The following is a 12,262-nucleotide window of genomic DNA, read 5'->3' as shown; positions in this document are numbered from 1 at the left end:
TGACAGGAGAACCCAGATGGGAATTTTTGATTTTCTGACCGGAGAATTCATTGATGTCATTCATTGGGTGGACGACACCCGCGACACGATGGTCTGGCGGTTCGAGCGCGAAGGCCACGAGATCAAGTATGGCGCCAAGCTGACCGTGCGCGAGGGCCAGGCGGCGGTGTTCGTACACGAGGGCCAGCTGGCCGACGTGTTCACGCCCGGCCTCTACATGCTTGAGACCAACAACATGCCGATCATGACGACGCTGCAGCACTGGGATCACGGATTCCAATCGCCGTTCAAGTCCGAGATCTATTTCGTCAACACGACCCGGTTCAACGACCTGAAATGGGGCACCAAGAACCCGATCATGCTGCGCGACCCGGAATTCGGCCCGACCCGGATCCGCGCCTATGGCACCTACACGATCCGGGTCAAGGACCCGGCCCGTTTCCTGGTCGAGATCGTGGGTACCGATGGCGAATTCACCATGGACGAGATCAGCTTTCAGATCCGCAACATCATCGTGCAGGAATTCAGCCGGGTCATCGCAGGCTCGGGCATTCCGGTTCTGGACATGGCCGCCAACACCGCCGATCTGGGCAAGCTGATCGCGGCCGAGGTCTCGCCCGTGCTGGACGGCTACGGCCTCGAGATACCGGAATTCTACATCGAGAACATCTCGCTGCCGCCGGCGGTCGAGGCGGCGCTGGACAAGCGTACCTCGATGGGGCTGGCGGGGGATCTGGGCAAATTCACCCAGTATTCGGCGGCCGAGGCGATGACGGCGGCCGCCAGCAACCCGAACGGAGGCGGTGGCATGGGTGCTGGCCTTGGTATGGGCATGGGAATGGCGATGGCGAACCAGATGTCGAACATGGCAACGGGTCGGCCGTCAGGCCCGTGGGGCGCGCCCGCGCCCGCTGCCCCGCAAGCGGCCGCGCATGTGGCCCCTCCGCCTCCACCCCCGGTCGAGCATGTCTGGCATATCGCGGTGGACGGACAGACCAGCGGCCCGTTCTCGAAGGCCAAGATGGGGCGCATGGCCAGCGACGGAGAAATTACGCGGGACACTTTCGTGTGGACGCCCGGTCAGGACGGATGGAAGAAAGCGGGCGAGGTGCAGGAACTCGCGCAGCTGTTCACGATTCTGCCGCCTCCGCCGCCCGGGGCGTGAGGCATCGGCATGTCCGCATTGCGGAAACGCTCGAAGACAGGCGGGCGCAAAGCGCCGCAGCCGCCACAATTCATCTGCCCGTGCTGCGGGTATGTCACCCTGGCCGAGCGCGGGGCCTATCTGATCTGCGCGATCTGCTTTTGGGAGGACGAGGACATTCTGTACGACAAGAACCCCCGCGAGCCCTCTGCCGCCAACCACGGCCTGACACTGGCCGAGGCGCGCGAGAATTTCAGGGCAATCGGTGCCTGCGAGGCCGCGATGCTGCCGCATGTCCTGCCCGAGGAGCAGCGCGCAGCCTATCTTCACGTTCCCCTCGACAAGTGACCACCTATGATCCAGCCCATTGCTCCGCCACCCGGTTCTGCGGAACACCGTTTTCCATGTGACAATTGCGGCGCGGACTATCGGTTCGACCCGCAATCCGGCGCGCTGACCTGTGACCATTGCGGCCATTCCGAACCGATCGGGGCTGGCCCCTGGGGCGGCGCCAGCCTGCGCGAACTGGACTTCGACGCGGCCATCGCCGACCGCCTGCCCGACAGCGAGATCGAAGAGACGCGGGTTCTGACCTGCCCCAACTGCGCGGCCCAAGTCGAGTTCGACCCCAACACCCACGCCGCGGAATGCCCGTTCTGCGCCACCCCGGTCGTGACCGATACCGGCGTGAACCGGCACATCAAGCCGCGCGGCGTACTGCCCTTTGCGCTGGACGAACGCGCCGCACACAAGGCCATGAGTGACTGGCTGGGGCGGCTGTGGTTCGCGCCGAACGGACTCAAGGACTATGCCCGCAAGGGCCGTAGGATGCAGGGCATCTATGTGCCCTATTGGACGTTCGACGCCGACACAAAATCGGCCTATCGCGGCGAACGGGGCGTGGTGTATTACGAAACCCGGACGGTGATGCGTGACGGCAAGCGGGTGCAGCAGCAGGTGCCCAAGGTGCGCTGGACACCGAAATCCGGCCGGGTGGCCCGGTTTTTCGACGACGTGCTGGTGCTGGCCTCGCAATCGCTACCCAAATCATACACCGACGCGCTGCAACCCTGGGACCTGCCCGCGCTCGAGCCCTATCAGCCCGAATACCTGGCCGGGTTCCGGGCCGAGGCCTATACGGTCGATCTGCAGCAAGGCTATCAGGAGGCCCGCGGCCACATGGCCCGCGTGATCGAGCGTGACGTCCGCTTTGACATCGGCGGTGATCGGCAGCGCATCCATTCGATCGACACCGACATCCGCGACGTGACCTTCAAGCACATCCTGCTGCCGGTCTGGATGGCCGCGTACAAGTATCGCGGCCAGACCTATCGCTTTGTCGTCAACGGCCGCACCGGTCAGGTGCAGGGCGAACGGCCCTGGTCGGCGATCAAGATCACGATTGCGGTGGTGCTGGGCCTGCTGGCGGCGGCCGGCATCGGGTATCTGGTGGCGACCGGACAGCAATGACCGCTGGGTTCCGTCGCCGAAAACTCTGCCGCGGAACCCCTTGAACATCCCCGGCTTCTCACCCATCCTGCCGCCGGCTGCCCCGGAGGAGAGGACGACGTGACCCTGGCCGATCTGAACACGCTTCTGACTGCGCGCCATTCCTGCCGCGCCTTCCGGCCCGATCCGGTGCCGCGGGGTGACATCGAACAGATCCTGACCAGCGCCGCCAGAGTGCCCAGCTGGTGCAACGCGCAGCCCTGGCAGGTGGTCGTGACCGGTGGTGCAGAAACCGATGCATTCCGCAGCGCCTTGCGGGCCGAAGCCGAGACCGGCCAGGCGCAGCCCGACCTGCCTTCTCCGACCGGCTATTCCGGCATCTATCAGGACCGGCGCCGCGCCTGCGGATGGGCCCTGTACGAGGCAGTCGGCGTTGAGAAGGGTGACCGCGCCGGGTCGGCCCGGCAGATGATGGAAAACTTCAACCTGTTCGGCGCCCCGCATTGCGCCATCCTGTCCAGCCCGGCGGAACTCGGTCCCTATGGCGCGATGGATTGCGGCGGGTTTGTCACGGCTTTCACCTTGGCGGCACAGGCCTTGGGCATCGCCACGATCCCGCAGGCGGCGGTGGCCGCCTATGGGCCGTTCCTGCACCGCTATTTCAACATCCCCGATGACCGGCTGATCCTGTGCGCGATTTCCTTCGGCTATCCGGATGCCGATCATCCGGCCAACCAATTCCGGACCGAGCGCGCCACGCTGGACGAATTCGTCACCTGGCGCGGGGCTTCGACCGAGTAAGCGAACTTTGAGAAAAACATCGACATGCGCGCATTGATACAAAGAGTGTCCGAGGCATCGGTCTCGGTCGAGGAGCAAGTCATAGGCCAGTGCGGGCCGGGGCTGCTGGTGCTGGTCTGCGCCATGCAGGGCGACGACGAGACCCGGGCCGAGCAACTGGCGGCCAAGATTGCCAAGCTGCGGATCTTCAAGGATGACGCGGGCAAGATGAACCGGTCGGTGCTGGATATCGGCGGCTCAGCCCTAGTGGTCAGCCAGTTCACGCTGGCCGCTGACACGTCGCGCGGGAACCGGCCCGGATTTGCGGCGGCGGCCGATCCGGCAACCGGTGAACGCCTGTACGAACATTTTGCCCGCGCGCTGGCCGCGCTTGGCGTTCCGACCGAAACCGGGTCTTTCGGTGCGGATATGGCGGTGTCCCTGATCAATGACGGCCCGGTCACGATCTGGATGGACATGTGATGACGATGCAGGATCAGGCGATCGCGATCTGGAAGGCGGGCGTTGCCGCCGTTGACGGCTATGGCGCGGTCAAGGCGGCGCTGTCCGATGTTCCGCGCCCCGATCAGATTCTGGCGGTGGGCAAGGCCGCGGCAGCGATGATAAACGCGGCGCAGGACCATTTCGGCAAAACACCGGGCATTGTGGTCACGAAAGACGGCCATGCCGTAGGGCTGCCGTCGCATCTGCAGGTCATCGAAGCCTCTCACCCCGTGCCCGATGCCCGCAGCCTGAAGGGCGGTCAGGCTCTGCGCGCGGCGGTTCAGGCCATGGAGCCCGGCACGCATCTGTTGCTGCTGGTCTCGGGCGGTGCGTCCTCGCTGGCTGAGGATCTTGTGCCGGGGGCCACCCTCGAAGATCTGGCGCGGCTGAACGCGCAGCTGCTGTCCGAGGGGCTGGACATCACCGCCATGAACGCCCGCCGGCGCGAGATGTCGCGGATCAAGGGCGGCGGTCTGCTGGCCGGTTTCGGCGGAGCACGCGCGACGGTCCTGGCCATCTCGGACGTGCCGGGGGACGATATCGGCGTCATCGGATCGGGCATCGGCGCCTTGCCCGAAGCCCCTCAATTCGAATCGAGTGTCGAGATCATTGCCTCGAACGCCCATGCGCGCCGCGCCGCAGCCAACGCAGCACGTGCCGCCGGAAAGGAAATTCTTGCCGAGGAAGAGGCCCTGCACGACGACTATCTGTCCGTCGCCGCAGATATCGCCGCGCGGCTGCGTCAGATGCCGCCGGGCGCGATGATCTTTGGCGGAGAGCCGACCGTTGTCCTGCCCGAAAACCCGGGCCGAGGCGGACGCAACCAGGCGCTGGCGCTGGCGCTGGCGCGCGAGATTCAGGGATGCGAGGGGCTGTGCGTCGTGGTCGGCGGAACCGACGGCACCGACGGGCCGACCAATGCGGCCGGCGGAGTCGTGACCGGCGCGACATGGGCCGATGGGGCGGACCAAGCCTTGCGCGAGGCCGATGCGGGGTCGTTCCTTGAGCGGTCTGGTGCCCTGCTGGTGACCGGCCCCACGGGAACCAATGTCATGGATCTGCTTGTCGCAACGAAGGAATGAATTGACGCTTTTCCTCGCACACCATCCGCCGATGCGCCTGAGACTAGGCACATGACTCAGGCGAAGAACTCACTGGCCGAGATCGAAGACGTTCCGGATCAGGGCATCATTCTGTCGGACGGCTGCCGCCTGTCGGCGCGGATCTGGCGTCCTGTCGATGCGGCGCAGCGCCCGGTGCCCGCCATTTTGGAATACCTGCCTTATCGCAAGCGCGACGGCACGACGGCGCGCGATGCCCTGACCCATCCCTGGTTTGCCAAACGGGGTTACGCCTGCATCCGCGTCGACATGCGCGGCAACGGCGACAGCCAGGGACTGATGGAGGATGAATACACCCAGCGGGAACTGGACGACGCCGTCGAGGTGATCGAGTGGCTAGCCCAACAGCCATGGTGCAGCGGCGCAGTCGGGATGATGGGGATCAGTTGGGGCGGCTTCAACGCGCTGCAGGTGGCGGCGCTGCAGCCCGCACCCTTGAAGGCCATCATCACCTTGTGTTCGACCGCCGACCGTTATGCCGATGACATCCACTACAAGGGCGGCTGCCTGTTGAACGAGAACCTGGGCTGGGGGGCGACCATGTGGTCGTACTCGTCCCGTCCGCCCGACCCGGCGCTGCGTGACGACTGGCGTGAGATGTGGTTGCAACGGTTGAAGGCCGAACCGTTCTTGCCCTCGGTCTGGCTGCGGCATCAGACCCGCGATGCCTATTGGCGGCATGGGTCTGTCTGCGAAGACCCCGGCGCGATCCGCGCCGCGACGCTGGCGGTGGGCGGCTGGGGTGATGCCTACAAGAACACGGTGCCCTGGCTGGTCGAGAACCTGAGTGCGCCGGTCAAGGGCATCGTCGGTCCCTGGGTGCACAAGTACCCGCATTTTGCCGTGCCCGAACCACGCATCGGCTTCCTGCAAGAGGCGCTGCGTTGGTGGGACCGCTGGCTGAAGGGCAAAAAGACCGGAGTTGAACAGGACCCGGCCTATCGCGCCTATCTGATGGATGGCGTGCGCCCGGCGCGCTGGTATGCCGAGCGCCCGGGCCATTGGATCACCGAGGATGCCGGCGCCACGTCCCACCTGCCGACGGTCACCCTTCCGCTTTCCGATGCCGGGCTGGGTAAGGACGGCCCCTTGGATACCAAAATCCGCTCGCCGCATCATTGCGGCATGGACGGCGGCGAATATTGCGCCATCTGGCTGGGTCCGGACATGCCGGGCGACCAGCGGGCAGATGACGCTCTGTCCTCCTGTTTCGACACGACCCCTCTGACCGCAGATCTGGACATTGTCGGTGCCCCGCGCCTGCGCTTGAAGCTGAGTGTCGACAAACCACAAGCCCAAATTGCCGTTCGGCTGAACCACATCCACCCCGACGGAGCTGCGACTCGGATTACCTATGGTGTATTGAACCTGACCCATAGGGAGGGACATTCGTCCCCCAAAACGTTGATACCCGGACGGGTTTACGACATCGAGGTTGTGCTGGACCACATCGCCTACCGGGTTCCAAAGGGCCACCGCCTGCGCGTTGCCGTCTCAAGCGCCTATTGGCCGCTGATCTGGCCTTCGCCGGAAACAGCGGAGCTCCACCTGACAGGCGGCACGTTCACGATCCCCCAGCGCGACAGGTCGGATCGGGATGAATGGCAATTTGCCCCACCCGATGCGGACTCTCCGTGGCAAGTGACCCAATTGCGAGAGGCGACCCATGCGCGGCGCGTCGAAACAGACATGACGACTGGCGTCATCGATCTGGTCATCGAAGATGATTTCGGCCTGGTCGAGGACGCGGATCATGGTCTGGTCAGCGGCGGAACCGCTTTTGAACAGTGGTCAATCCAACCGGACGATCCGCTGAGCGCGCGCGGCCGCTGCGAATGGGTACAAGAGACCCGGCGCGACGGCATCCAACTGCGAACCGAGGCCAATTGCGAGATGTGGTCGGACCGATCCAACTTTCATCTGCGCGCGACGCTTGATGCCTTTGAAAACGATGTGAAGATTTTTTCCAAAACCGTGGAGGACACCATACCTCGTGATCAGATGTGATTTTGCTGGTGGCAAGTCCCCGAGATTTGACCTTGCCCGCCGCGACGAAATGCGCCAACGTTGACTCATGCGTCAATAAAAAGCCCGTAAAACGGGCACACAAAACACTCAACTGGGAGATATCCGAATGAACGAACAACTCACTCACATGGCCAGCCAGGTGACCGCCGGGAAGCTGACCCGACGTGAATTCATGGGGAAGGCAGCCGCATTGGGTGTATCGGCCGCCATGGCCAGCACCGTCTTCGCCGACGCGGCCCGCGCCGCTGGCGCCAAGAAAGGTGGCGATCTGAAACTGGGCCTGCAGGGCGGTGAATCCACGAACTCGCTGGACCCGGCCACCTATGCCAGCTCGGTTCCGTTCCAGAACGGCAAGCAGTTCGGTGACCAACTGGTCGAAGTCGCCCCCGACGGCACGATCGAGCCGCGCCTGGCCGAAAGCGTTGAAGGCAGCGCCGATGCCAAGGTGTGGACGTTCAAACTGCGTCAGGGGGTCGAGTTCCACAACGGCAAGACCATGACCAGCGAGGACGTGCTGAAAACGATGCAGCGCCACTCGAACGAAGATTCGAAGTCGGGCGCGTTGGGCATCATGAAGGGCATCGAGTCGATGAAGGCCGATGGCGAATATTTTCAGGTCACCCTGAACGAGCCGAACGCCGATCTGCCTTACCTGATGGCCGATTATCACCTGATCATCCAGCCGGACGGCGGAATGGACAACCCGGGCGCCGGTATCGGCACCGGTCCGTACAAGCTGGAAGCGGACGAACCCGGTGTGCGCCACCTGTTCTCCAAATTCGAGAACCACTGGAACCCGGATTTCGGCAACTTTGACAGCGTCGAAGTGGTGGTCATCAACGATGCCACGGCCCGGACGGCCGCGCTGCAGTCGGGTCAGGTTCACGCGATCAACCGGGTTGAGCCCAAGGTTGCCGACCTCTTGGGTCGTGCGCCCAACCTGACCGTACATTCGACGGCAGGACGCGGCCACTACGTGTTCATCATGCATTGTGACACGGCGCCGTTCGACAGCAACGAGCTGCGGACCGCTCTGAAATACGCGATCAACCGCGAAGAACTGGTCGAGAAGGTACTGCGCGGCTATGGCTCGGTCGGGAACGACATGCCGATCAACGCAGCATACCCGCTGTTCGATGAGACGATCCCGCAGCGTGAGTTCAGCGTCGAAAAAGCCGCCGAACACTACAAGAAGTCCGGTCATGACGGGTCGCCCATCATTCTGCGTGTGGCCGACGGAGCCTTCCCTGGCGCCGTGGATGCCGCAGCCCTGTTCCAGCAGACCGCCCAGCAGGCCGGCATCCCGCTTGAGATCAAGCGCGAGCCGAATGATGGCTACTGGTCCGAAGTCTGGAACGTACAGCCGTTCTGCGCGTCCTACTGGGGTGGCCGTCCGGTGCAGGACCAGATGTACGCAACGGCCTACCTGTCCACCGCCGACTGGAACGACACCCGGTTCAAGGTCAAAGAGTTCGACGACCTGCTGTTTGCCGCGCGTGCCGAGCTGGATCCGGCAAAGCGCAAGGCAATCTACAGCCAGATGGGCATGATGGTCCGTGACCAGGGCGGCCTGATCTGCCCGATGTTCAACGACTTTGTCGAAGGCATCAGCAACCAGCTGGATGGCTGGGAGACTGATCCGACCCAAGAGATGATGAACGGCAACATGTCCCGCAAGATGTGGTTCGTCTAACTCGGATCGACAGGTATGCATCCTATCATCAAACTGGTTTCCCAGCGCCTGGCGCTGGGATTCCTCTTGCTGTTTGGCGCTTCGGCCCTGATTTTCGGGTTGACCGAGGCCCTACCCGGAGACGCCGCGCAAGCCGTCCTGGGGCAGTCCGCCACCCCTGAATCCCTTGCCAACCTCCGTGAGGAGATGGGGCTGAACCGTCCCGCCTTGACCCGGTATTTCGAATGGCTTGGCGGAATTGTCCAAGGTGACATGGGCACGTCCCTGACCAACAAGCTGGACATCGCCGAGTCGGTCAGCAACCGATTGGGCAATACGTTGTTTCTTGCCTTTTGGGCAGCCATCGTCTCGGTGCCCCTTGCAATTTTTCTTGGCCTCGTCGCGGTACGCTACCGCAACCGCTGGCCCGACAAGCTGATCTCGGCCGTCACCCTGACGACAATCTCGATCCCGGAATTCCTGATCGGCTATGTCCTTGTCTATTTCATCGCGGTCAAGCTGGGCATGTTCTCGCCGCTGGCGATGATCAATGACAGCATGTCCTTTTGGCAAAAGCTGAACTCGATCGCGCTGCCCGTGATCGTGCTGACCATGGTGGTTCTGGCGCATATGATGCGCATGACCCGCGCCGCGATTTTGAACGTGATGCAGTCGGCCTATGTCGAAACGGCCGAACTGAAGGGCCTGAGCAACTTCAAGGTCATCTGGCGCCATGCCTTCCCGAACGCCATCGCCCCCATCGTGAACGTGGTGATGCTGAACCTGGCCTATCTGGTCGTGGGCGTCGTCGTGGTCGAGGTGGTGTTCGTCTATCCCGGCATGGGACAGTACCTTGTGGATCACGTGACCAAACGCGACGTGCCGGTGGTTCTGGCCTGCGGGGTCATCTTTGCCGCAATCTACATCGGGCTGAACATGGTGGCCGACATCGTCGCAATCCTGGCCAACCCAAGGCTGAGGCACCCGAAATGAAGAACATCCCAATCTCTGCAATGATCGGGCTGGCCTTCACCGCCCTGTATTTCATCATCGCCGTCTTTGCGCCCTTCCTGGCGCCCTACGGCATGGCCGAGGTGGTAGGCGACGTGTGGGAGCCATCGAGCTCGCAATTCTGGCTGGGCACCGACAATATCGGCCGCGATCTTCTCAGCCGCATGATTTATGGCGGGCGAACCACGATCTTCATCGCCACCGCCGCCACCATCCTCAGCTTCGTCACCGGTTCGATCCTGGGCTTTCTGGCCGCCGTACTGGGGGGCTGGGCTGATCAGGTGATGTCACGGACCGTAGACCTGATCATGTCGATCCCGTCGCTAATCACCGCGCTGGTGGTCCTGGCGATGGTGCCGGTCACCATCCCGGTTCTGATCGTGGTCATGGGCCTGTTGGACGCCACCCGCGTCTATCGCCTGGCCCGGGCCGTGGCTGTTGACATCGAAGTCATGGACTATGTCGAGGCCGCCAAGCTGCGCGGTGAGGGCCGCGGCTGGATCATCTTCCGCGAGATCCTGCCCAACGCGCTGTCACCGCTGGTGGCCGAACTGGGCCTGCGCTTCATCTTCATGGTCCTGTTCGTCTCGACCCTGTCATTCCTGGGCCTGGGCGTTCAGCCCCCGCTGGCCGATTGGGGCGGCATCGTGAAAGAAAACAAGGACGGCATCGTCTATGGCATCGGCGCGGCGCTGTATCCGGCAGTGGCCATCGCTACATTGGCCATCTCGGTCAACCTGGTGGCCGACTGGATCCTGAACCGCACCACATCGCTGAAAGGAGGCCGGGGATGAGCGATACCCTTCTCAAGGTCCGCGACCTCAAGATCGGCGCAACCGTATATCCGCCGGGCGAAAAGCCCCGTGACATCGAAATCGTGCACGGGGTCAGCTTTGACCTCGAGCGCGGCAAGGTGCTGGGTCTGATCGGGGAATCCGGTGCCGGGAAGTCGACCATCGGGCTGGCCTCGATGGCCTATGGCCGGGGCGGCGTGAAGATCACCGGCGGCGAGGTCTGGGTGAACGGGCGCGACATCCTCAAGACGTCGCTGTCGGATATCCGCAAACTGCGCGGCGGCGAGGTGACCTATGTGTCGCAATCGGCGGCAGCGTCCTTCAATCCCGCAAAGAAGATCATGGATCAGGTGGTCGAAGCCGCGGTCGAGCAGAAGAAGTTCAGCCGCAAAGAGGCCGAGGCCCGTGCGCGTGGACTGTTCGCCAAGCTGGGTCTTCCCGACCCGGACAACATCGGCAACCGCTATCCGCATCAGGTCTCGGGCGGGCAGTTGCAGCGTTGCATGACGGCGCTGGCGCTGTGTCCCGAACCGGATCTGGTGGTGTTCGACGAACCCACGACCGCGCTGGACGTGACCACGCAGATCGACGTCCTGATGGCCATCAAGGAAGCAATCCGCGACACCGGTGTGGCCGCGCTGTACATCACCCACGATCTGGCGGTGGTGGCGCAGGTCAGCGATGACATCATGGTGCTGCGCATGGGCGACACGGTCGAATACGGCACCACCGACCAGATCATCAACAACCCGCAGGAAGAGTACACGCAGGCGCTGGTTTCGGTCCGTTCGATCGAACACGAGGAAAAGCAGCCTACGCCCGAACCCGTGCTGCAGGTTGATGGCATCACGGCCCGTTACAAGGGGTTGAACTTCGACGTGCTGCACAACGTCAATGTCGAGCTTCATCCGGGGCAGACGCTGGCGGTCGTGGGGGAATCGGGATCGGGCAAATCCACGCTGGCTCGGGTGATCACCGGCCTGCTACCCCCGCGCGACGGCGAGATCACCTTTGCCGGGCGCAAGCTCAGCCCCGATCTGGCCGGACGCTCGCGCGAGGACCTGCGCGAGTTGCAGATGATCTATCAGATGGCCGATGTTGCGATGAACCCGCGCCAGACCGTGGGAACCATCATCGGCCGGCCGCTCGAGTTCTATTTCAACATGCGCGGCGCCGAGAAGCGCAAGCGCATCATCGAACTGTTGGACGAGATCGAACTGGGCGAAGGTTTCATCGACCGGTATCCGGCGGAGCTGTCGGGTGGTCAGAAGCAGCGTGTGTGCATTGCCCGCGCGCTGGCGGCCAAGCCCAAGATGATCATCTGTGACGAGGTCACCTCGGCGCTGGATCCGCTGGTGGCGGACGGCATTCTCAAGCTGTTGCTGGACCTGCAGAAGATCGAGGACGTGGCCTATCTGTTCATCACCCATGACCTGGCGACGGTGCGCGCGATCAGCGACAGCATAGCCGTGATGTATCAGGGGCGCGTGGTGCGCTATGGATCCAAATCGCAGGTGCTGAGCCCGCCATTCGACGATTATACCGATCTGCTGCTCAGCTCGGTGCCGGAAATGCATCTGGGCTGGCTGGAAGAGGTCGTGGCCCACCGAAAGATGGAGAGCGCCGGCAACTGATGCCGCAGGCTGTGAACGCCGGCAAAACACTCTGAAATCCCGACACTTTGTTTGTATCGAAGTGTCGGGATTTGCTCATTCCGGGCGCGAACGGGCAGCCTTGGCTGACCGAATCTCCTAGGGTG

11 protein-coding genes are annotated in these 12,262 nt (G+C 63.2%); all 11 read left to right on the top strand.

Going from position 1 to position 12,262, the window contains the following annotated elements; translation table 11 throughout:
- Nucleotides 1–16 precede the first annotated feature (16 nt).
- Nucleotides 17–1,165, top strand: coding sequence for an SPFH domain-containing protein (locus ACR0FC_RS09440; RefSeq protein ID WP_170340120.1), 1,149 nt, complete (start codon nucleotides 17–19; stop codon nucleotides 1,163–1,165).
- 9 nt (nucleotides 1,166–1,174) lie between these two features.
- Nucleotides 1,175–1,492: a CPCC family cysteine-rich protein gene (locus tag ACR0FC_RS09435; protein ID WP_170340118.1), complete on the top strand. Its 318-nt coding sequence runs from the start codon at nucleotides 1,175–1,177 to the stop codon at nucleotides 1,490–1,492.
- 6 nt (nucleotides 1,493–1,498) lie between these two features.
- Entirely contained in the window at nucleotides 1,499–2,614 is a 1,116-nt protein-coding gene (locus ACR0FC_RS09430) for a TFIIB-type zinc ribbon-containing protein (protein WP_170340116.1), read from the top strand.
- A 99-nt stretch (nucleotides 2,615–2,713) separates the two neighbouring features.
- Nucleotides 2,714–3,394, top strand: coding sequence for a nitroreductase (locus ACR0FC_RS09425; protein ID WP_170340114.1), 681 nt, complete (start codon nucleotides 2,714–2,716; stop codon nucleotides 3,392–3,394).
- A 24-nt stretch (nucleotides 3,395–3,418) separates the two neighbouring features.
- The gene (dtd, locus tag ACR0FC_RS09420; protein ID WP_170340112.1) at nucleotides 3,419–3,856 is read left to right on the top strand and encodes a D-aminoacyl-tRNA deacylase; all 438 of its coding nucleotides are present in this window, start codon (nucleotides 3,419–3,421) and stop codon (nucleotides 3,854–3,856) included.
- On the top strand, nucleotides 3,856–4,959 hold the full coding sequence (locus ACR0FC_RS09415; RefSeq protein WP_170340110.1) for a DUF4147 domain-containing protein: 1,104 nt from the start codon (nucleotides 3,856–3,858) through the stop codon (nucleotides 4,957–4,959). Before dtd ends, ACR0FC_RS09415 begins: the two co-directional genes overlap by 1 nt.
- A gap of 51 nt (nucleotides 4,960–5,010) precedes the next feature.
- Nucleotides 5,011–7,005, top strand: coding sequence for a CocE/NonD family hydrolase (locus ACR0FC_RS09410; protein WP_170340109.1), 1,995 nt, complete (start codon nucleotides 5,011–5,013; stop codon nucleotides 7,003–7,005).
- Between the two features lie 127 nt (nucleotides 7,006–7,132).
- Complete coding sequence (locus tag ACR0FC_RS09405) at nucleotides 7,133–8,719, top strand: ABC transporter substrate-binding protein (RefSeq protein WP_170340108.1); 1,587 nt, start codon at nucleotides 7,133–7,135, stop codon at nucleotides 8,717–8,719.
- A 15-nt stretch (nucleotides 8,720–8,734) separates the two neighbouring features.
- A complete protein-coding gene (locus ACR0FC_RS09400; protein ID WP_170340107.1) occupies nucleotides 8,735–9,691 on the top strand; it encodes an ABC transporter permease in 957 nt (318 codons plus the stop codon).
- Nucleotides 9,688–10,503, top strand: coding sequence for an ABC transporter permease (locus ACR0FC_RS09395; protein ID WP_170340106.1), 816 nt, complete (start codon nucleotides 9,688–9,690; stop codon nucleotides 10,501–10,503). Before ACR0FC_RS09400 ends, ACR0FC_RS09395 begins: the two co-directional genes overlap by 4 nt.
- Entirely contained in the window at nucleotides 10,500–12,137 is a 1,638-nt protein-coding gene (locus tag ACR0FC_RS09390) for an ABC transporter ATP-binding protein (protein ID WP_170340105.1), read from the top strand. The genes ACR0FC_RS09395 and ACR0FC_RS09390 overlap by 4 nt, the downstream gene beginning before the upstream one ends.
- Nucleotides 12,138–12,262: the final 125 nt, after the last annotated feature.

This window comes from Ruegeria sp. BB9, from assembly GCF_056539345.1.
This window is presented reverse-complemented; position numbering and strand designations above follow the sequence as displayed.